The following is an 18,744-nucleotide window of genomic DNA, read 5'->3' as shown; positions in this document are numbered from 1 at the left end:
AGGCGATTTTCTGCGCTCAGGCTTTTTGCAGGGCGGTATTCAGGGCTTCCTCGAGGCGGGCTTTGTAGCGCAGGTAGTGCACGGTCTGCGCATGGCCCTCGCCGAGTACCGCCGAGAGGTCGAGGTCGGTGATATAGCAGGGGTAGCGTTCGCCGTCGCGGCGCTGGGCGAGGATGTGCCGCGCCACTGCAGCGAACAGATCGCCCCCGAACTCCAGTTCGGAAAACTCGCGGTGGTTGCAGTACAGGGTGACGTGCGCGTTCTTGCCGCCGGCCGGCTCGACGATTGCCTGCACGTCATAGAAGGGATGGCTCACCGGCGAGCGCGGCGGTGTCCGCGACTCCAGCCGTTGCGCCCGCCCTGGTAGCTGCGGCAGCACTTCGTAATAAAGCACTTGCAGCATCATCTCCAGGGGGTGTTGGCCATCGAGCGGCAACGAGGCGTTGCGCCGGTACAGCAAGGATTGCAGAAAGCGTTGCAGTGGGGTCAGCAGGCTGTGTTGATCGTGAAACGGCAGATGCTGGCGCCACAGCGCGTTGTGCTCGTCGAGCACGGTCAGTTCGGCCTGCCCCGCGGCCTCGTTGAGGCGATAGAACACCTGGATGCAGGCAGGTCGGCCGTGCGGCAGGATCAGCGCCAGATCGTCGCCTTCCAGGGCGTTGCGATCCAGATGCAGGGCGCTGTAGACCGGCTGCTCCTTGCCCAGGTGTTCGAGCAGGGCCGGCAAATCGGCGAGGGCCTTGTGGCTGACTTGGCCGGGGATCAGGTCGAGCAAATGGAATTGATGCTTGATCTGCAGCAGGTAGCGGTTGTGCGCCTTGCTGCCGAAGTTGTCGAGGGTGTCGCGGAACAGCTCTTCGACCCGTTCGGCGATCGCCGTAGCGCGATTGCGACAGAAGCAGCGCACCCGCAAATTGGGTTTTTTCGATGTTGACGGCAGGCTGTTGAGAAAGTCGCGCAGGCAGTCGAGCAGCGCGTGGGGGCCGTCGTAACGGCTGACCAGCAGCTCGTTCCAGCTGTTCAGGCTGACCTGGTCGATGGTCAGAATCAGGTTCTCGCGCACCCCGGAATAGCCCAGGGCATCGGTACGCTCGCTGGTCATATGCACATTCAGCTGGCTGAAGTGCTTGAGCGGATCAATGCCGACGTTCACCAAGAGCAGCACTTCGCTGGGGACGCTGGCGCTGAGCAGGGCGGTTTCATCGACCGCCGGCAGCGGCAGGGGCACCACCTGCTGCAGGCTGGCCAGCAGATTGGTCAGCTCGTACTCGTTCAGGTCGCTGCTGCCTGGGTGTAGTGACAGCCGCGTGCTGCTGTCGATCACGCCGTTGCGCTGACACCAGGCGAGCAGCTCGATCAGCTCGCGAGTGCGCTTGAGCGGCGAGAAGTTTTCCAGCTCCTGGGCGTTGATGCTGCCGCTATAGAGGGCCCACTGGCTTTCGTTGGGTGCATCCGGGCTGGGGCTCTGGGACAGGGTCAGGGTGTCTTCGGCAAGGTCCGGGGCGATCCCTGGGTTGATAAATTCGACCTTGCCGGCCTTGCGTTCGAAGGCCGCATACAGGCGGCGGCCGAGTACCCCGAGGTCGCGGCTGTTGAGGGAGCTGCCGGCATGTTCGCTGCGGGCAAAGGCGGAGAGAAAGCGATAGCTATAAGTCAGCTCGTTGACCAGCATGCGCCGCTCGGCCCCGACCTGGCGCACCTTCCACTGGCTGCGGCTGTCGAGCAGGGCCAGCTGGCGGGCGTCCCAGTTCCAGTCGTGGGTCAGGCGTTCGAGCAGCTGGCGCTGCCAACTCTTGTGCGGGTTGCGCGGCGGACGGCTGAGTTTCTTGTCCACTTTCAGGTACAGGCAGCGGCGGATCAGCTCCAGGCGCTCATGCTCACCGCGGGCCTTGAGGTACTCCTCCAGCCGCCGGTACACCACGATATAGGGGTCGAGTTCGTCGAGGTCCAGCTGGTTGGCGAACACCGCCTGTTTGAAGCGCAGCGACAGGCACTGGACTTTCGGGTGTTCGCTGGCATAGACCTCGGTGAGCAGCAGCTTGAGTACCGACTTGTAGGGCGACTCGATGCCCTTGAACAGCTGCCACATGCCGGCCCCGATAAATTCATCGGGGGGGATGCGCGCCAGGTGACCGAGATCGAGCACCTCTTCGGCGCGAATAAAGCGCTTCGAGAGCAGGGTGTCGATGTAGTGCTGGTAGCGTTGTTCTTCGTAGACCGGTACCAGCCACCACAGCGGCGTGCGCCCGCCGAGCCAGATGGCGGTGCGGTAGAACTCGTCGAGAAGCAGGTAGTGCTGGGTGGTGCCGCAGTCGTCCGAGGTCAGCTGGGCGGCGCGGTCGCCCAGGGTGAAACGCACCGGGTCGATCAGAAAGAAATGCGCTTCGGCTCCCTGGGTTGCGGCCCAGGCTTCGAGCAGGGCGCACTTCTTGTGCAACTCGTCGAGCTGCAGGGCGCTGAGATCGTTGGCATGGCACAGCCACAAGTCCATGTCGCTGTTCTCGGCTTGGGCCACAGTGCCCAGGCTGCCCATCAGAAACAGGCCGTGAATCGGCAGCGCCTGTTTGCCGCGGTAAGGCTTGTAGGCGAAGGAGCGGGTCAGGCGCTGGACCTCGCCGAGCAGCTCGTCGGACGGCTCGAAACCGCTGAGGCCGGCCGGGGTCAGCCCCGAGACATAGCCGGGGAGCAGTGGGTGGTTGACGTGAAACAGCAGCGGCAGCAGCTTGAGTACCAGCTGCTGGCGTGTCGACAGGGCCTGCATGGCGCGCTGTAGACGGCCCTGGTTGAGTTTGAGGAAACGCGCGCGCAGCAGGCTAAGGACCTTGCGGTCGATACCTTCGTCAATATCCGGGCGAATTTCCTGGGTGCGACTCATGCTCGGGCTCTGCGGGACGGTAGGCCAAGGGGATGAGGCCGCTGGTCGGTGTGGCGGCCTGCGTCGATACCCGCTCCAGGCGTTGCGGGGCGACGCAGGCGGTGGTGGGTCAGACCACTTCCGGTACGTTGAGGATGGTCAGTAGAACCTGGGTGTGCTCGGCGGCATCCAGGCCCAGGCTGGTCAGGTAACCGCCGTCGGCCTGGCTGATCAGGCCTTTGTCGTGCAGACGTTTGGCGGCGGCGATGGCAGTCGGGGCGGCAGTGTGGTGAACCTTGATGCCCTCCTGGGTGTTGCCCAGATTGAACAGCGCGAGAATTTCCAGTTCGGCAAGCAACTCGGGGGTAAAGGCCATAAATACTCCTGCTTCTTGTTTTGGGGAGCCGTGGCCCAGTGGCCGACAGCGGAAGCGGTATGCGGCATTCGAGGAAGCTGCAGCACCCAGTCCAGGCAGTGTAGTGAAGCCCGGCCTAATCTGCCGCCACTCGATGCTGCCAGAAGTCGCGCGGCTGCGGGTTAAAAATTTGCGACGTAATCAAGAAAGATCGGACGGATCCTGCGGCAGTTCCGGCAGGGCGCGCAGACCCTGCTCATAGCGGGCGGCGTCGAAGGGGCGGTCGTCGCGCAGCATGGCGTCGATTTCATCGGCCAGCACCAGGGCCATCAGCTGGAGAATTTCCTCGCGCTCATAGCCCACCAGCAGCAGCTTGTTCAGCACCGCCTGGACAAAGGCCGGCTCGCCGGCTTCCAGCTGGTTTTCCACGGCCTGGATCAAGGTTGCTTCGGCAAAGCGCTCTTCGCTGTCGTCGTCTTCGTTCATGGTCGCTCCTGCTGCGGGTCGGGGGTGGGATGTTGGTAGTAACCTTCGGTCAGGGCCTGGCCATGGCGTTTGCTCAGCAGCTTGCGCAGCGTGCCGTCGGCAATCATGGCCTGTATATGCAGGCGCAGCCAGTCGATGCTGGGCTGGTCCAGGGTCAGGCGCGAGAGGTACAGGCCGACGCTGAAGGCATCCGACTCCGGCACCTGGATAATCCGCAGTTGTTCGTGCAGGGCCAGATCGTCGACTTCCTTCTGGTAGATCCCGGCGGTCATCACCGTGGCCTGGATGCGCCCGGCCTTGAGTTTGTGAAACAGGTTGCGCGGGGTGGTGGACAGTTGGATGCGCTGCTGGTCAATAAGCGGCAGCAGCTGCCAGTCGAAGTAGGGGCCGTTGGAGTGGCCGCGGATCAGGCCGATGTTGATGCTCGGGTCGGCCAGCAACTGGGCCAGCGAGTCGATTCCCGCGCCGTGCCTGCGGTCGATAAGGATATCGTTGCGGTTCTTGAAGTATTCGACGAACACGCCCTGCTGGTCGCGTTGGGCGGTGCGGATAGTCGGCGAGATGATGTCCAGATGCTGCAGGCCGGCTTCGTGCCAGGCGCGCATGCGCGGCAGCGGCCAGAGTTGGAACGTGCAGCCGCTGCGCCGGCCCAGCTCGGTGTAGAAGTCGAAGGCCGAACCCGCGGGGGTGCCATCCTCTAGCAGGTAATAGCTGTAGCCGATTTGCGAAATGCCCACGCGATAGGCATGGGAGCAGTTGCTGGCGGCCTGGGCCGCGCCGCTGAGCAACAGCAGGCAGAGCAGAAGCACAATGGCAGGCATGGCAACTCTTGGTTGAGTGCAGGGAATGGGCCGGTTGCATAAACCGGCCCTGTCTTGCCTTAGTCTAGCGGCTGGTCAGCAGCTCGCGGCCGCGCTGTACCGCGGCGCGTACCTGGTTTGGCGCGGTACCGCCGATATGGTTGCGGGCATTGACCGAGCCTTCCAGGGTCAGCACGGCGAACACGTCCGCATCGATCTGGTCGCTGAACTGGCGCAGCTCGTCCAGGCTCATCTCGGCCAGGTCCTTGCCGGAGTCGACGCCGTACTTCACTGCATGGCCGACGATCTCGTGGCAGTCGCGGAACGGCAGGCCCTTGCGCACCAGGTAGTCGGCCAGATCGGTGGCGGTGGAGAAGCCGCGCAGCGCCGCTTCACGCATGATCGCGTGCTTGGGCTTGATTGCCGGGATCATGTCGGCGAAGGCGCGCAGCGAGTCGCGCAGGGTATCGGCGGCGTCGAACAGCGGTTCTTTGTCTTCCTGGTTGTCCTTGTTGTAAGCCAGCGGCTGGCCCTTCATCAGGGTCAGCAGGCCCATCAGCGCGCCGAATACACGGCCGGTCTTGCCGCGCACCAGCTCGGGTACGTCGGGGTTTTTCTTTTGCGGCATGATCGAGCTGCCGGTGCAGAAGCGATCCGGCAGGTCGATAAATTGGAACTGCGCCGAGGTCCACAGCACCAGCTCTTCGGAGAAGCGCGACAGGTGCATCATGGCAATCGAGGCAGCAGCGCAGAATTCGATGGCGAAGTCGCGATCCGACACGCCATCCAGCGAGTTGCCGCCGACGGCGTCGAAACCCAGCAGCTGTGCGGTAACTTCGCGCTGAATCGGGTAGGTGGTGCCGGCCAGCGCCGCCGAGCCCAGCGGCATGCGGTTGGTGCGCTTGCGGCAGTCGACCAGGCGCTCGTAATCGCGGCTGAGCATTTCGAACCAGGCCAGCAGGTGGTGGCCGAAGGTCACCGGTTGCGCGGTTTGCAGGTGGGTAAAGCCGGGCATGATGCTCTCGGCTTCACGCTCGGCCTGCTCCAGCAGGCCCTGCTGCAGGCGGGTGATTTCAGCGAGGATCAGGTCGATCTCGTCGCGCAGCCACAGACGGATATCGGTGGCCACCTGGTCGTTGCGCGAACGGCCGGTGTGCAGCTTCTTGCCGGTGACGCCGATGCGGTCGGTCAGGCGCGCTTCGATGTTCATATGCACGTCTTCCAGATCGACGCGCCAGTCGAACTGGCCGGCCTCGATCTCGCCCTGGATCTGCGTCAGACCCTCGATGATGGTGTCGCGCTCGGCGTCGCTCAGCACGCCGACCTTGGCCAACATGGTGGCGTGGGCGATGGAGCCCATGATGTCGTGGCGATACAGGCGCTTGTCGAATTCGACCGAGGCGGTAAAGCGCGCAACAAAGGCATCGACGGGTTCGCTGAAGCGGCCGCCCCAGGATTGATTGGTTTTTTCAGTGCTCATGGGCTTCACTCGGCTGGTGCGCTAAAGCGCGCTGGCTGGCTTGCAGCCAGCAAGGCGGAAAATTGTGCGGATAATAACAGGGCTAGCGAGCATGCCACGAGAGGCATCCCGAATATGAAAGCCGCCGTGGCCTGCCCACCTCCCTCATCCGGCGCTGCGCGCCACCTTCTCCCCTGGGGCGAAGGACAAAAGGAGTGCGTCGCTGCGCGACTTCCACGTTCACGGGCAAAGTCGCCGCGCGGCTTTATCGGCGCGGTCTGCTGCCGGGCTCTGTTGCCTGCGTCACAGTTTGAGCGGCCGCGGCGCATCCCGGCGCTTTATTTTGCCCGGCTGGGGCTGTCTATCTTGCCGCTGGGCTGGGCTACGCGGAAACTGCGCCGATGAAAACAACAATATCCACTCCCGTCGCCACACCCCTTGATGACTTCTTCGTGCCCGAGCTATGCCAGCCCGATGCGCTGTTGAGCATGGTTCTGCTGGCCGAGCTGCTGGTGCTGGTGCTGGTGCTCTCGGAACCCATGCTGCCCGGCTTCGACTGGGTGCGCCTGGCCCTGACTTCGCTGTTCGTGCAATGGAACGTGCTGCTCTCGGCGGCCCTGCTGTGCCGGTTGCGGCCATTGATGGCGCGCATGCGCGTGGCCGTGGCCGGGGTGCTGTGTTGCGCCATAGTGGTTGGCCTGACCCTGATCTGTACCGCGGTGGCCGAGTACTACCAGCTGGGCGGGCCGTTGCCGCGCACCGGCGAGGTCAATCTGTACCTGCGCCACGCCCTGATCAGCCTGATCATGTCGGCGTTGCTGCTACGCTATTTTTATCTGCAAAGCCAATGGCGCCGGCAGGAGCAGGCCGAGCTGCGTGCGCGCATCGAGTCGTTGCAGGCGCGCATCCGTCCGCACTTTCTGTTCAACAGCCTGAACAGTATCGCCAGCCTGGTGGTGATCGATCCGCACAAGGCCGAGCAGGCGGTGCTGGACCTGTCCGACCTGTTCCGCGCCAGCCTGGCCAAGCCCGGCAGTCTGGTGCCCTGGTGCGAGGAGCTGGAGTTGGCGCAGCGATATTTGTCGATCGAGCGCTATCGGCTTGGCGAACGGCTACAGTTGCAGTGGGAGATAGTCGACGTACCGGAGGATTTACCCATTCCACAGCTGACCTTGCAGCCCTTGCTGGAGAACGCCCTGATCTACGGCATACAGCCGCGCATCGAGGGTGGTTTGGTGCGCGTTGAAGCGAGCTATCACGAGGGCATCTTCCAGCTGTGCGTGAGCAACCCCTACGATCAACCGGTTGCGCCGCAGGTTTCGCGAGGGACTCAGCAGGCGCTGAATAATATTGATGCGCGGCTGGTGGCACTTTTCGGGCCGCGGGCCAGTCTCAGCGTAGAGCGCCGTGACGGCCGCCACTTCACTTGTCTACGCTATCCTTGTGCGAGACCCATGCAGGAAGCCAGTGCATTATGAATGTCCTGATTGTCGATGACGAACCCCTGGCCCGCGAGCGCCTGAGCCGAATGGTGGGCGAACTCGAGGGCTACCGTGTGCTTGAACCCGCGGCAAGCAACGGCGAAGAAGCGCTGAGCCTGATTGATAGCCTGAAGCCCGATGTGGTGCTGCTCGATATCCGTATGCCGGGCCTGGATGGCCTGCAGGTTGCCGCCAAGCTCTGCGAACGCGAAGCGCCACCGGCGGTGATCTTCTGTACCGCCCATGACGAATTTGCCCTGGAGGCGTTCAGGGTCAGTGCGGTGGGCTATCTGGTCAAACCGGTGCGCGCGGAAAGCCTCAGCGAAGCGCTGAAGAAAGCCGAGCGCCCCAATCGAGTACAACTGGCAGCCCTGACCCGGCCCGCCGGCGAGAGCGGCGGTGGGCCACGCAGTCATATCAGTGCGCGCACCCGCAAGGGTATCGAGCTGATTCCCCTGGATCAGGTGATCTACTTTATCGCTGATCACAAGTACGTGACTCTGCGCCACGCTGGCGGCGAAGTGCTGCTGGATGAACCGCTGAAAGCCCTGGAAGACGAATTCGGTGATCGCTTCGTGCGCATCCACCGCAACGCCCTGGTCTCCCGCGAGCGCATCGAACGTCTGCAACGCACGCCCCTGGGCCACTTCCAGCTGTACCTCAAGGGGATGGGTGAGGAGGCGTTGATCGTCAGCCGCCGGCATGTGGCCGGGGTGCGCAAGTTGATGCATCACCTCTGAGGCTGAACGGGCAACCCGGATGACTCCGGGTCGCAGGCCTGATGTGAGCCAGCCTGTTATTATCCCCGGCAGTCCGTTTTCTGGAATTGCCCATGTCCCGCGAAATCCGTATCGCCACCCGTAAAAGCGCCCTGGCCCTTTGGCAGGCCGAGCATGTCAAGGCGCGCCTGGAACAGGCCCATCCCGGCCTGGTCGTCAGCCTGGTCCCCATGGTCAGTCGCGGCGACAAGCTGCTCGATGCGCCCCTGGCGAAAATCGGCGGCAAGGGCTTGTTCGTCAAGGAGCTGGAAACCGCTCTGCTCGAAGGCCAGGCCGATATCGCCGTGCATTCGATGAAGGATGTGCCCATGGATTTCCCCGAAGGCCTGGGCCTGTACTGCATCTGCGAGCGCGAAGACCCGCGCGATGCCTTTGTTTCCAATACCTACGCCAGCCTCGATGCACTGCCGCCCGGCAGCGTGGTCGGCACTTCCAGCCTGCGCCGCCAGGCCCAGCTGCTGGCGCGCCGTCCGGATCTGAAAATCCAGTTCCTGCGTGGCAACGTCAACACCCGCCTGGCCAAGCTGGATGCCGGCGAGTACGACGCCATCATTCTCGCCGCCGCCGGCCTGATTCGCCTCGGTTTTGAGGCACGCATCCGCTCCTCGATCAGCGCCGAGGACAGCCTGCCGGCCGGTGGCCAGGGCGCGGTGGGCATCGAATGCCGCAGCGCCGATAGTGAAATCCATGCCCTGCTCGCGCCCTTGCATCACCGCGATACCGCATTGCGGGTGACCGCCGAGCGCGCCTTGAACAAGCATCTGAATGGCGGCTGCCAGGTGCCAATCGCCTGCTACGCGGTGCTGGAAGGCGAGCAGCTGTGGCTGCGTGGCCTGGTCGGTCAGCCGGATGGCGGCTTGCTGTTGCGGGCGGAAAACCGTGCGCCGGCGGTGCAGGCCGAGCAGCTGGGGGTGCAGGTGGCCGAGGCGCTGCTGGCCCAGGGTGCCGCGGCCATTCTGCAAGCGGTGTATGGCGAGGCCGCCGCCGAGTGAGCGCCTGGCGTCTGTTGCTGACCCGTCCGGCCGAGGAATCGGCGGACCTGGCGGCAACCCTGGCGGCGCGCGGCATTTATAGCAGCAGCCTGCCGCTGCTGCGCATCGAGGCCCTGGCGCAAAGCCCTGAGCAGCGCGCGGTGCTGCAGGATCTGCAGCGTTATTGCGCGGTGATTGTGGTGAGCAAGCCGGCGGCGCGGTTGGCTCTGGCCCTGCTTGATCGCTATCAGGTTCAGCTTGCGGCCGAACAGCCCTGGTTCAGTGTCGGTGCCGCCACGGCGCAAATTCTCCGTGAGCATGGCCTGAGTGTGTATTACCCCGAGCAGGGCGATGACAGCGAGGCCCTGCTTGCCCTGCCGCAGTTGCAGCAGGCGCTGGCCGCGGCCGTTGCCCCGCAGGTATTGATCCTGCGCGGCGAGGGTGGCCGAGAGTTACTCGCCGACTGCTTGCGCGGCCAAGGTGTGCAGGTGGACTATCTGCCACTGTACCGCCGCCTGTTGCCGGAATACCCACCGGCGGCGCTGCCTCAGCGCATTGCCGGCGAACGACTGAATGGCCTGGTGGTCAGCAGTGGGCAGGGTTTTGCGCATTTGCGCGAACTGGCCGACCACGACTGGCCACAGCTGGCCCGTCTACCCTTGTTTGTACCCAGTCCGCGGGTGGCCGAAATGGCCCGCGCGGCCGGTGCGCAATTTGTTGTGGACTGCCGCGGCGCGAATGCCGCGGCCTTGCTGGCGGCGTTGCAGGCGCAACCTGCCCCCGACCTCTGATGCAAAGGATGGATACGTGAGCGAAGCGACTACCCCGAACGTGCAGGAACCAACCGTTGTGGACACCTCCGCTGCCAAGCCGGTGCCGCCTCCGGCCAAGCCGCCATCCCGCGGCAACGCCCTGGCCGCTGTGGCTTTGCTGGTGGGGGCTGCCGGTGTGGGCGTAGGCGGGTGGAGTGTCTGGCAGCTGCGCGCGCTGGACGTGCGTGACCAGCAGCAGGTGGGCCAGCTGCAGCAGACCCGCGGGCAGACCGATGACCTGGTGGCCAAGACCCGGGCCCTGGACAGCCGCCTGCAGCAATTGCCGCAGCCGGCCGAATTGGACGGCCAGCGCCGTCTGCTGAGCCAGCTGCAGGGCGACCAGCAACTGCTTAACCAGCGTCTGGAAAGCCTGCTGGGGGCTAGTCGTCAGGACTGGCGACTGGCCGAAGCCGAGCATCTGCTGCGTCTGGCCAGCCTGCGGCTGTCGGCGCTGCAGGACATCAACAGTGCCCTGGCGCTGGTCGATGGCGCAGACGAAATCCTGCGCAGCCAGGATGACCCGGCGGCCTTTGCGGCCCGCGAGCAGCTGGCGAAGAGTCTCGCAGCGTTGCGCGGCAGTTTCGATCCGGATCGTACCGGGTTGTTTCTGCAACTCGGCGCGTTGCGCGATCAGGCCGCTCAACTCGAAGCCCTGCCACCGACCTTTGCCGGCGATGGCGAAGGTGGCGCGCTGAGCGAGCTGGCCGCCGAGGGTGAGCCGCAGAGCTGGTGGGTGCGCGGCCTGGAAACCCTGGCGCAGTATGTGCGCCTGGATTTCAGTGCCGATCAGAATATTCGCCCGCTGCTGGCCGGCCAGGCGCTGTCGCAAGTGCGCCTGGCCCTGAGCATGAGCTTCGAGCAGGCGCAGTGGGCCGCCCTGCATGGCCATACCGCGGTCTACCAGCAGGCCCTGCGCCAGGCCCGGGATGTATTGGCCAGCCACTTCAATGCAGAAAATCCGGACAGCCGTGCCCTGGCGGCGCGCATCGACGAGCTGCTGGGGCGGCCCATCGAGGTCAAGGTGCCTGACCTGAGCAATAGCCTCAATGCGATCCAGGCCTATATCGCCAGCAAACAATCGGCCCGTGCCCAGTTCGAGGCCGATAGCGCGGTCGAAGTCGAGTCGACCGAGCTGGAGCCGCGCCCATGAAACGCCTTTATCTGATTCTCCTGGTGCTGGCGGCAATAGTCGGCCTGACACTGCTGGGGCTGGCCATCGCGCAGCATCAGGGCTATGTGCTGCTGGCCTACAAGGGCTTTCGCTTCGAGTCCAGTCTGTGGGCCTTTGTCGGGCTGCTGCTGGTGCTCTGGATGCTGCTGTACGGCCTGCGCCTGTTGCTGCGGTTTGCCCTGACCTCGGCCGGCCTGGTCAATCCCTGGTCGGGCCTGCATGAGCGCCGGCGCACGCGCATGGCCGCCGAGCTGGGTTTTGTCGACCTGGCCGAGGGCCACTGGGCGCGCGCGCTGCGCCATTTGCGCCGCGCCGCCGAGAGTGCGCCGCAACCCCTGATGTATTACCTGGGAGCGGCGCGAGCGGCGCAGCAACTGGGCCAGCATGAGGACAGCGATGCGCTGCTGGAACGGGCGCTGGAGCGCCAGCCCAAGGCCGAACTGGCCGTGGCCCTGACCCATGCCGAACTGCAACTGGCCCGCGGCCAGGGCGAAGCGGCCCGGGACACTTTGCAGGTCATGCGCGAGCGGTATCCGCAGCAGCATCAGGTGCTGTTGCGGCTGCAGCAGCTGTATCTGCAGCAGCAGGACTGGTCGGGTCTGCTGGGCCTGCTGCCGGAACTGCGTAAGCAGCGGCTGCTCGGCGACGCCACTCTGAGCGAGCTGGAGCGGCAGGCCTGGCACGGTCGCCTGGCGAGTATCGGACAGACTGCCGAGGACAGTCGTGGAGAGCGCCTGGCGGCACTGGCCAAGATCTGGCAGCAGCTGTCCACGGCGCAGCGCCAGGAGCCGGATATGCTCGCGGCCTATGTCGAGCAGCTGCGCCACCTGGGTGCCGAGGCGGAGGCCGAAACCTTGCTGCAGAGCGCCCTCAAGCGTCAGTACGACAGCCATCTGGTGCGCCTCTATGGCTTGCTGCATGGCAGCGATGCCGCCCGTCAACTGCAGGTGGCTGAAGGCCTGTTGCAGGCTCACCCGCAGGATGCCGGGCTGCTGCTGACCCTGGGTCGCCTGTGCGTGCACAACCAGTTATGGGGCAAGGCGCGCGGCTATCTCGAGAGCAGCCTGACCTTCGAGCGACACCCGGAAACCTGCGCCGAGCTGGCGCGTCTGCTTGCCCAGCTGGGTGAGATCGAGGCGAGCAACCAGCTGTTTCAGGACGGTCTGGGGCTGCTGGATCGCCGCCTGGCTGGCTAGGCCGGCGCGAATAAGCTTATCGGTCACGCCGCGGGGAATGCTTTACAGTGGCGCTACAGGTCGAGGCGAGAGCAGCCTGCTCGGTTGCTTGTGCGGGCCGGACGGTGCGGGTGGATAAGCGCATGATGCTTGATGCGGGCCCGCGCCAGCCGGTCAGGCGTGGCGCTGTGGCCGGTTACCCTGTGCTTTTACAGGCCGCTTGCGCCGTGGGCGCGAGACCGGGAACAAGTTAAACGCTTGTATGAAATTTTCTCCGGGGCTGTCTTGAAGGCTTAGGCGGGCGGGCATAATCTGGCTCGCAGGTACCGCCGGAAAGTTGCCGTTCCACGGTTTTCTTCCCAAGCCCCTGGGCTAATTGACAGAAAAATGTCTCGACCAGGCGAACAACACTAATAGCAATAGGGAAGTGAGGTCATCATGCTCGAGAGTTGTCAGAACGCCCAGGAACGTTGGGGTGGAGTTCACCTGCTGATCGACCGCTGGCTGCAAGAACGTCAAGAACTGGTGCACGCCTATGCGGCCATCAACAGTTCGCCGCAAGCGCCGAGTGCCAACGCCGAGACCCTGCAAAAATTCTGCGAAATCCTCGTCGACTACGTGTCGGCCGGCCACTTCGAGGTCTACGAACAGCTGACCAACGAAGCCAAGGCATTTGGTGATGAGCGCGGACTGGAACTGGCCAAGCAGATTTATCCGCGTATCGAAGTGATCACCGAAGTGGCATTGGCATTCAACGACCGTTGCGACAATGGTGACTGCCATGATTCGGGCTCGTTGATCGATGAGCTGGTGCGCCTCGGGCAGTTGCTGCACGAGCGCTTCGAGTTGGAAGACTGCCTGATCGAAGTCCTGCACAACGCCCATCAAGAGCAGGCTGCACCGGCCCTCTGATGCATTGACCGGTTATTCCTTGGTGTCGAGCAACTCCAGCTCGAACACCAGGGGCGAGTAGGGTGGAATCAGATCCCCCGCACCTTCCTCGCCATAGGCCTGCGCCGACGGAATGACCAACCGCCACTGCGCGCCCACCGGCATCTGCTGCAATGCACTGCGCCAGCCGGCAATCACGCTGGGCAGGCTGAACCACTGGGGCGTCTGGCTCTCATCGAACTGGCTACCGTCCGCCAGTTGACCGCTATAGCGTACCTGCACACGGCTTTTCGCCTTGGGTTTGGCCCCACGTCCCGGGCGCAGCTCCAGCACCAGCACACCATTGTCCAGCTCGCGCATACCGGCTTTGGCTTTTTCCCGGGCAAGGAAGCGTCGCTCTGCCGTCATGGCTCGCTCGCGTAGCGCCGAGGCGCTGGCCAGCTGGGCCTCATGGGCGGCCAGCAGGCTGTCGATGCGTTCGCCATCCAGAGCCAGGGGCTCATTGCGATAGGCCTGGCGCAGGCCGTCGAGCAGGGCCTGCAGGTCCAGTTGCGGTACTTCCTCACGCAGCCGTTCACCCAGGCGCACACCCAGGCTGTAGGCCAGATCCTGTGAGTCTTCCTGGGCCTGCGCGAGTGGTGCGAGCAGGCACAGCAGTAGCAGCGAAATCCGCGGCATGGACGTTCTCCGACCAAAGTTGCGCTGATTATGCCTGTTAGCCTAATGGGCGAGGTAGCGACGCAGTGGCGAGGAGGACTAGTATTAGTGGCATCTTCACTCGCCAGGAGGCGCGTTATGTCGGCTACAAAGAACGCAAAGAAAAAGTCGGTCAGTACCCCGTTGCATTTGCTCCAGCAACTTTCCACCAGCCTGCTCGAGCATCTTGAAGATGCTTGCAGCCGCGCCTTGATCGATGCAGAGAAACTGCTCGCCAAACTGGAGAAGCAGCGCGGCAACGCCCAGGAAAAACTGCACAAGGCGCGCAGCAAGCTGCAGGATGCCGCTGTAGCCGGTAAGGCCAAGGCCCAGAACAAGGCCAAGGAAGCAGTGGCTGAACTCGAAGAACTGCTGGATGCGCTCAAGGCGCGTCAAACCGAAACCCGCAGCTATATTGCCGGGCTCAAGCGCGATGCCCAGGAAAGCCTGAAGCTGGCCCAGGGCGTAGGCAAGGTCAAAGAGGCTGTGAGCAAGGCACTGGACAGCCGTACGGCCAAGGCGGCGATGGTTGCCCCTGCTGCCAAACCGGCAGTGGCCAAAACCGCGGCCAAAGCCCCGGCCAAGCCTGTCGCGAGCAAAGTTGCCGCCAAACCGGCGAGCAAGCCTGCTCCAGCGACCAAGGCTGCAGCCAAGCCTGCGAACAAGGCTCCGGCTCGAGCCGCGGCCAAACCAGCGGCCAAGGCTCCAGCTGCACCGGCAGCCAAGTCCCCAGCCAGCACCACGGCGAAGAAGCCTGCTGCTAGCGCTAGCGCCAAACCTGCGGCCAAGCCCGCAGTGAAAGCCGCTGCCAAGCCGGCCGCGAGCAAGGCCCCTGCAACCAAGGCAGCTACCAAACCCGTGACCAAGCCTGCAGCCAAACCGGCGGTGAAAAAGCCAGCAGCGGCCAAGCCGGTTGCACCTGCCAAACCCGCCGCTGCACCTGCCGCAGCTGCCAGCAGCGACAACACCAGCACCGCCCCAAGCGCGTCCTAAGTCAGGGACGGGCCGCCGCGTCGCGCAGCACCTGCATCGCGGCGTGTTCGGCGGCGGGGGCGAGCTGCTCCAGCCAGCAGCCCGTCTGCGTGGTCTCTGCACTGGGCCAGTCACGACTCTGCAGTGCCAGGCGCTGCAGCAGTTCGCGCTCGGCTTCCAGTTCGAGTGTTTTTACCTGTTCGCGCAAGCTCGCCAGAGCGGGGTCGTCCTGTGCGGCGCTGCGCCAACCCTGGCGCAACTGCCGCAACGGCGTCACCACCTGCGCTTGCCAGGGCTGGGCGATGCTGCGTAATGCCGCGATGCGTTGCTCAGTGCAGGGCACGTTGCGTACCTCGCACCAGAGTGCGCAGAGCAGCAGGCAGACATCCGCGCCCTGGGCCTGCAACTGCAGGCAGGCGGCCTCGACGCCGGGACGTCGATAGAACTCTTCGGCAAATCGCCACAGGTCAGGGTACATGGTGCTTTCCGCGTAACTGATAGGCGACTCTGGTAGACTCCGCCGCCATTATGATCCGACTTCAGAACCTCACTTTACAGCGTGGCCCTCAGCGTCTGCTAGAAGACGCCGAGATGACCCTGCACCCCGGCCATAAAGCCGGCCTGATCGGTGCCAACGGTGCCGGCAAATCCAGCCTATTCGCTTTGCTGCGCGGCGAGCTCAGCGCGGACGCGGGCGACTGCCTGATTCCCGCCGACTGGCGCATCGCCCATATGCGCCAGGAGATCGACGCGGTCGAGCGCCAGGCGGTGGACTATGTGCTCGACGGTGATGTGCAGCTGCGCAAGGTGCAAGCCGAGCTGGCCGTGGCCGAGGCCGCGCACGATGGCTCGGCCATTGCTCGCCTGCACACCGAACTGGACAACCTCGACGGTTATGCCGCCGATGCCCGAGCGCGCAAGCTGCTTGCCGGTCTGGGTTTCGACAGTGCGCAGATGGACCGCCGCGTCGGCGACTTCTCCGGTGGCTGGCGCATGCGCCTGAACCTGGCCCAGGCGCTGATGTGTCCGTCCGACCTGCTGCTGCTCGACGAGCCGACCAACCACCTGGATCTGGATGCGATCCTCTGGCTGGAAGGCTGGTTGCAGAGTTATCCCGGCACCCTGCTGCTGATTTCTCACGACCGCGATTTTCTCGATGCCGTGGTCGATCACGTCGCCCATGTTGAACAGCGCAAGCTGACGCTGTATCGCGGCGGCTATTCGGCTTTCGAGCGCACCCGCGCCGAGCGTCTGGCCCAGCAGCAGCAGGCCTACGAGAAGCAGCAAGTGCAGCGCGCGCATATGGAAAAGTACATCGCCCGCTTCAAGGCCCAGGCGACCAAGGCCCGTCAGGCGCAGAGCCGGATCAAGGCCCTGGAGCGTATGGAGGAACTGTCGGCTGCGCATGTCGATTCGCCCTTCGACTTCAGCTTCCGCGAGGCCGACAAGATCTCCAGCCCGCTGCTGGATCTTAGCGAAGGCCGCCTGGGTTACGGCGACAAGGTGGTGCTGGAGCAGGTCAAGCTGCAGCTGACCCCTGGCGCGCGCCTGGGCCTGCTCGGGCCCAACGGGGCAGGCAAGTCGACCCTGATCAAGAACCTCGCCGGCGAACTGCAGCCCATCAGCGGCCGCTTGCAGCGTGGCGAGAACCTGGTGGTGGGCTACTTCGCCCAGCACCAGCTCGATGCCCTGGACGACAAGGCCAGCCCCTTGCTGCATTTCCAGCGCCTGGCCCCCACCGAGCGCGAGCAGACCTTGCGCGATTTCCTCGGTGGCTTCGATTTCCGCGGCCCGCGCTGCGACGAGCCGGTGCTGAACTTCTCCGGCGGTGAAAAAGCCCGTCTGGCCCTGGCTCTGATCGCCTGGGGCAAGCCCAACCTGCTGCTGCTCGATGAACCGACCAACCACCTCGACCTGGAAATGCGTCTGGCCCTGACCATGGCCCTGCAGGAGTTCAGCGGCGCGGTGGTGGTGGTATCCCACGATCGCCACCTGCTCAAGAGCACCACTGACGAGTTCCTCCTCGTTGCCGATGGCCGCGTGCAGTCGTTCGATGGCGACCTGGAAGACTACGCCCGCTGGCTGGTGGATTACCGTGTGCGCCAGGCCGCGCCGAGCAGTGCCGAGATCAATCTGGACAAGACCGACAAGCGCGCCCAGCGCCAGGTCGCGGCGGCCCTGCGCCAGCAGCTGGCCCCGCACAAGCGTGAGGCCGACAAACTGGAAAAGGAGCTGGGGCAGTTGCATACCCAGCTCGCCGCGGTGGAACAGCGTCTGGGCGACAGCGCTATCTACGAAGCGGCGCGCAAGGATGAGCTGCGCGATGCCCTGGCCGATCAGGCCCGGCTGAAAAGCCGCGAAGCCGATCTGGAGGAACGCTGGATGCTGGCGCTGGAAACCCTGGAGGCCTTGCAGGCCGAGCTGGAGGCCGCAAGTTGAAACTCGAATGGCCCGCGGGCGAATGGCTGCTCGTCTACAGCGAACCCTTGATCCGTGGTGGTCAGGTGCTGCTGATCCTGTTGCTTGCCTGGTTGCTGCAGCGCCTGCTGGCTCGCGGCCTGAGCCGTCTGGCCACGCGCTACCCGCAGTTGCCGACGGAGGTCCTGTGGCCCCTGCGTGGCGCACTGCGCTGGTTGATCATGGGCAGCGCCTTTATGCTGGTGCTGGAGCGCCTGGGGGTTTCCGCCCAGGTACTGTGGACGGCGCTGACCGGCTTTGTCGCCGTGGCCGCAGTGGCCTTCTTCGCCATCTGGAGCGTGCTGTCCAACCTGTTCTGTGCGCTGCTGATCGTGACCCTGACGCCGTTTCGCATCGGCGACTGCGTGGAAGTGATCGAAAGTGCCGACAAGCCCGGTGTCAAAGGTCGGGTGCTGTCGATCAACCTGTTCTACACCACCCTCGAAGACCTCAGTGGCGATGCCCCGGGTTGCTGGGTGCAGGTGCCCAATAGTCTGTTCTTCCAGAAAGCCGTGCGCCGCTGGCGCAATGGCGAACTCCCCACCGTGAACAAAGTCGAGACACAAGCATGATGGAATGGCTGGCCAACCCTGAACTCTGGGTCGCGTTTCTGACCCTGACCGCCCTGGAAATCGTCCTCGGCATTGACAACATTATCTTTATCTCGATTCTGGTCAGTCGCCTGCCCAAACATCAGCAACCCAAGGCGCGCTTCTTCGGCCTGGCCCTGGCCATGGGCACGCGGATTCTGCTGCTGTTGTCGATCAGCTGGGTGATGCGCCTGACCACCGATCTGTTCCATGTCTTCGGCGAAGGCTTCTCCGGGCGCGATCTGATTCTATTTTTCGGCGGCCTGTTCCTGCTGTTCAAGAGCACCGCGGAAATCTACCACAGCCTGGAAGGCGAAGAAGAGGCCCAGGCTGGTGGCGGCAAGGCCTATGGCTTTATGGGCATCATCGTGCAGATCGCCATCATCGATATCATCTTCTCCCTGGACTCGGTAATCACCGCGGTTGGGCTGGTGGATAACGTGCCGGTGATGGTCGCGGCCATCGTCATCTCGGTGATCGTGATGATGCTTTCGGCCGGCACCATCAGCGACTTTATCGACAAGCACCCGAGCCTGAAGATGCTCGCCCTGTCGTTCCTGATCGTGGTGGGTACCGTGTTGATCGCCGAAGCCTTCGATGTGCATGTACCCAAGGGCTACGTGTACTTCGCCATGGCCTTCTCGTTGGCGGTGGAAGCCATCAATATCCGCCTGCGCACGGCCCGTGCCCGGGCGCGCAAGGAAGAGATGGATCCGGTGCAATTGCGCAAGGGTTCGCCGGACTGATTAGCAGGCTGGGCGAGTAACCCAACAAGGGGTAGGCTACGTGGCCTAC

The 18,744-nt window shown here is 64.1% G+C and carries 18 protein-coding genes; 11 read left to right on the top strand and 7 right to left on the bottom strand.

The genetic code is table 11. The annotated features are described in order from the left end of the window. Positions 1 to 16: 16 nt before the first annotated feature. From VMP31_RS02955 to argH, 5 genes are all read right to left on the bottom strand, one after another. Positions 17 to 2,875, bottom strand: a complete 2,859-nt coding sequence (locus VMP31_RS02955) for a class I adenylate cyclase (RefSeq protein WP_325503889.1) — start codon at positions 2,873 to 2,875, stop codon at positions 17 to 19. Between the two features lie 109 nt (positions 2,876 to 2,984). After that, positions 2,985 to 3,230, bottom strand: coding sequence for a TIGR02647 family protein (locus VMP31_RS02950; protein WP_325503887.1), 246 nt, complete (start codon positions 3,228 to 3,230; stop codon positions 2,985 to 2,987). 180 nt (positions 3,231 to 3,410) lie between these two features. Further along, positions 3,411 to 3,695: a hypothetical protein gene (locus VMP31_RS02945; RefSeq protein ID WP_325503885.1), complete on the bottom strand. Its 285-nt coding sequence runs from the start codon at positions 3,693 to 3,695 to the stop codon at positions 3,411 to 3,413. Then, positions 3,692 to 4,516 (bottom strand): transporter substrate-binding domain-containing protein, encoded by an 825-nt coding sequence (locus tag VMP31_RS02940; protein ID WP_325503883.1) that lies wholly within the window; start codon positions 4,514 to 4,516, stop codon positions 3,692 to 3,694. Before VMP31_RS02940 ends, VMP31_RS02945 begins: the two co-directional genes overlap by 4 nt. A 64-nt stretch (positions 4,517 to 4,580) precedes the next feature. Then, complete coding sequence (gene argH / locus VMP31_RS02935; RefSeq protein ID WP_325503881.1) at positions 4,581 to 5,975, bottom strand: argininosuccinate lyase; 1,395 nt, start codon at positions 5,973 to 5,975, stop codon at positions 4,581 to 4,583. A 380-nt stretch (positions 5,976 to 6,355) separates the two neighbouring features. On the opposite strand from argH, the gene VMP31_RS02930 reads away from it, so the two are divergent. The 7 genes from VMP31_RS02930 (at position 6,356) to rsd (ending at position 13,255) form a co-directional block, all read left to right on the top strand. Continuing rightward, entirely contained in the window at positions 6,356 to 7,432 is a 1,077-nt protein-coding gene (locus VMP31_RS02930; protein ID WP_325503879.1) for a sensor histidine kinase, read from the top strand. Further along, positions 7,429 to 8,175 carry a LytTR family DNA-binding domain-containing protein gene (locus VMP31_RS02925; protein WP_325503877.1) on the top strand — a complete coding sequence of 249 codons (747 nt, stop codon included), beginning with the start codon at positions 7,429 to 7,431 and terminating at the stop codon, positions 8,173 to 8,175. The genes VMP31_RS02930 and VMP31_RS02925 overlap by 4 nt, the downstream gene beginning before the upstream one ends. Positions 8,176 to 8,267: 92 nt before the next feature. Further along, entirely contained in the window at positions 8,268 to 9,206 is a 939-nt protein-coding gene (gene hemC / locus VMP31_RS02920) for a hydroxymethylbilane synthase (RefSeq protein WP_325503875.1), read from the top strand. Beyond that, a complete protein-coding gene (locus VMP31_RS02915; RefSeq protein WP_325503873.1) occupies positions 9,203 to 9,976 on the top strand; it encodes a uroporphyrinogen-III synthase in 774 nt (257 codons plus the stop codon). The genes hemC and VMP31_RS02915 overlap by 4 nt, the downstream gene beginning before the upstream one ends. A 16-nt stretch (positions 9,977 to 9,992) precedes the next feature. Continuing rightward, entirely contained in the window at positions 9,993 to 11,147 is a 1,155-nt protein-coding gene (locus VMP31_RS02910) for a uroporphyrinogen-III C-methyltransferase (RefSeq protein ID WP_414705420.1), read from the top strand. Continuing rightward, entirely contained in the window at positions 11,144 to 12,364 is a 1,221-nt protein-coding gene (locus tag VMP31_RS02905; protein WP_325503871.1) for a heme biosynthesis HemY N-terminal domain-containing protein, read from the top strand. The genes VMP31_RS02910 and VMP31_RS02905 overlap by 4 nt, the downstream gene beginning before the upstream one ends. Before the next feature lie 417 nt (positions 12,365 to 12,781). After that, positions 12,782 to 13,255 carry a sigma D regulator gene (gene rsd, locus VMP31_RS02900; protein ID WP_325503869.1) on the top strand — a complete coding sequence of 158 codons (474 nt, stop codon included), beginning with the start codon at positions 12,782 to 12,784 and terminating at the stop codon, positions 13,253 to 13,255. Between the two features lie 12 nt (positions 13,256 to 13,267). Here rsd and VMP31_RS02895 read toward each other — a convergent pair whose 3' ends face one another. After that, a complete protein-coding gene (locus VMP31_RS02895; protein ID WP_325503867.1) occupies positions 13,268 to 13,912 on the bottom strand; it encodes an FKBP-type peptidyl-prolyl cis-trans isomerase in 645 nt (214 codons plus the stop codon). Between the two features lie 117 nt (positions 13,913 to 14,029). Between VMP31_RS02895 and VMP31_RS02890 the strand changes: the two genes are divergently transcribed. Then, positions 14,030 to 14,923 carry an AlgP family protein gene (locus tag VMP31_RS02890; RefSeq protein WP_325503865.1) on the top strand — a complete coding sequence of 298 codons (894 nt, stop codon included), beginning with the start codon at positions 14,030 to 14,032 and terminating at the stop codon, positions 14,921 to 14,923. 1 nt (position 14,924) lies between these two features. On the opposite strand, the gene VMP31_RS02885 is transcribed toward VMP31_RS02890, so the two are convergent. Then, positions 14,925 to 15,380: a TIGR02444 family protein gene (locus VMP31_RS02885; protein WP_325503863.1), complete on the bottom strand. Its 456-nt coding sequence runs from the start codon at positions 15,378 to 15,380 to the stop codon at positions 14,925 to 14,927. Between the two features lie 50 nt (positions 15,381 to 15,430). On the opposite strand from VMP31_RS02885, the gene VMP31_RS02880 reads away from it, so the two are divergent. Genes VMP31_RS02880 through VMP31_RS02870 form a run of 3 tightly spaced genes read left to right on the top strand, consistent with a single transcriptional unit; the run spans position 15,431 to position 18,695 of the window. Beyond that, positions 15,431 to 17,341, top strand: coding sequence for an ATP-binding cassette domain-containing protein (locus VMP31_RS02880; RefSeq protein ID WP_325503861.1), 1,911 nt, complete (start codon positions 15,431 to 15,433; stop codon positions 17,339 to 17,341). After that, positions 17,338 to 17,931: a mechanosensitive ion channel family protein gene (locus VMP31_RS02875; protein ID WP_325503859.1), complete on the top strand. Its 594-nt coding sequence runs from the start codon at positions 17,338 to 17,340 to the stop codon at positions 17,929 to 17,931. The genes VMP31_RS02880 and VMP31_RS02875 overlap by 4 nt, the downstream gene beginning before the upstream one ends. After that, on the top strand, positions 17,931 to 18,695 hold the full coding sequence (locus VMP31_RS02870; RefSeq protein WP_325504009.1) for a TerC family protein: 765 nt from the start codon (positions 17,931 to 17,933) through the stop codon (positions 18,693 to 18,695). Before VMP31_RS02875 ends, VMP31_RS02870 begins: the two co-directional genes overlap by 1 nt. Positions 18,696 to 18,744 lie beyond the last annotated feature (49 nt).

The organism is Pseudomonas sp. (assembly GCF_035512415.1).
Taxonomy (GTDB): Bacteria; Pseudomonadota; Gammaproteobacteria; order Pseudomonadales; family Pseudomonadaceae; genus Aquipseudomonas.
The sequence above is the reverse complement of the archived record's forward strand: the minus strand, read 5'-3'. Positions and strand labels throughout refer to the sequence as shown.

What these genes read in the sequence shown, in the direction of transcription:
- VMP31_RS02955 (WP_325503889.1), bottom strand. Translation starts at nt 2,875, where the DNA reads ATGAGTCGCACCCAGGAAATTCGCCCGGATATTGACGAAGGTATCGAC.
- VMP31_RS02950 (WP_325503887.1), bottom strand. Translation starts at nt 3,230, where the DNA reads ATGGCCTTTACCCCCGAGTTGCTTGCCGAACTGGAAATTCTCGCGCTG.
- VMP31_RS02945 (WP_325503885.1), bottom strand. Translation starts at nt 3,695, where the DNA reads ATGAACGAAGACGACGACAGCGAAGAGCGCTTTGCCGAAGCAACCTTG.
- VMP31_RS02940 (WP_325503883.1), bottom strand. Translation starts at nt 4,516, where the DNA reads ATGCCTGCCATTGTGCTTCTGCTCTGCCTGCTGTTGCTCAGCGGCGCG.
- argH (WP_325503881.1), bottom strand. Translation starts at nt 5,975, where the DNA reads ATGAGCACTGAAAAAACCAATCAATCCTGGGGCGGCCGCTTCAGCGAA.
- VMP31_RS02930 (WP_325503879.1), top strand. Translation starts at nt 6,356, where the DNA reads ATGAAAACAACAATATCCACTCCCGTCGCCACACCCCTTGATGACTTC.
- VMP31_RS02925 (WP_325503877.1), top strand. Translation starts at nt 7,429, where the DNA reads ATGAATGTCCTGATTGTCGATGACGAACCCCTGGCCCGCGAGCGCCTG.
- hemC (WP_325503875.1), top strand. Translation starts at nt 8,268, where the DNA reads ATGTCCCGCGAAATCCGTATCGCCACCCGTAAAAGCGCCCTGGCCCTT.
- VMP31_RS02905 (WP_325503871.1), top strand. Translation starts at nt 11,144, where the DNA reads ATGAAACGCCTTTATCTGATTCTCCTGGTGCTGGCGGCAATAGTCGGC.
- rsd (WP_325503869.1), top strand. Translation starts at nt 12,782, where the DNA reads ATGCTCGAGAGTTGTCAGAACGCCCAGGAACGTTGGGGTGGAGTTCAC.
- VMP31_RS02895 (WP_325503867.1), bottom strand. Translation starts at nt 13,912, where the DNA reads ATGCCGCGGATTTCGCTGCTACTGCTGTGCCTGCTCGCACCACTCGCG.
- VMP31_RS02890 (WP_325503865.1), top strand. Translation starts at nt 14,030, where the DNA reads ATGTCGGCTACAAAGAACGCAAAGAAAAAGTCGGTCAGTACCCCGTTG.
- VMP31_RS02885 (WP_325503863.1), bottom strand. Translation starts at nt 15,380, where the DNA reads ATGTACCCTGACCTGTGGCGATTTGCCGAAGAGTTCTATCGACGTCCC.
- VMP31_RS02880 (WP_325503861.1), top strand. Translation starts at nt 15,431, where the DNA reads ATGATCCGACTTCAGAACCTCACTTTACAGCGTGGCCCTCAGCGTCTG.
- VMP31_RS02870 (WP_325504009.1), top strand. Translation starts at nt 17,931, where the DNA reads ATGGAATGGCTGGCCAACCCTGAACTCTGGGTCGCGTTTCTGACCCTG.